This is a genomic window from Anaerococcus lactolyticus ATCC 51172 (assembly GCF_000156575.1).
In the GTDB taxonomy this organism is placed as follows: Bacteria; Bacillota; Clostridia; order Tissierellales; family Peptoniphilaceae; genus Anaerococcus; species Anaerococcus lactolyticus.
Genome location: NZ_GG666228.1, coordinates 1 through 219, shown reverse-complemented (window position 1 = coordinate 219; position 219 = coordinate 1). Strand labels below are relative to the sequence as shown.

The window sequence follows — 219 nt, the reverse complement described above, 5'->3', positions numbered from 1 at the left end:
GGTTGCTGCACCCAACGTACGGGTGCCCAGCAGCGTCATTGCACGGCGCAGCAGCGACTGCACCTTGCCGTTGTCGGCCGCGGTGCCGACAACGCTGCCATTGGCAGCGCTGCTGGTGTCGTAGTTGGCGAGGAGGCGGCTGAGGTCACCGGCCACCACGGCCGAGCGGTCCATCAGCGGAATGGTGTCGTTGGCGGCCAGGTGCGGCAGCAGGGCGGC

The 219-nt window shown here is 69.4% G+C and carries 1 protein-coding gene; it reads right to left on the bottom strand.

The window, feature by feature from the left end:
* Positions 1 to 219: hypothetical protein (locus HMPREF0072_RS12085; protein WP_211204264.1), on the bottom strand; the 219-nt coding region annotated here is incomplete at both ends.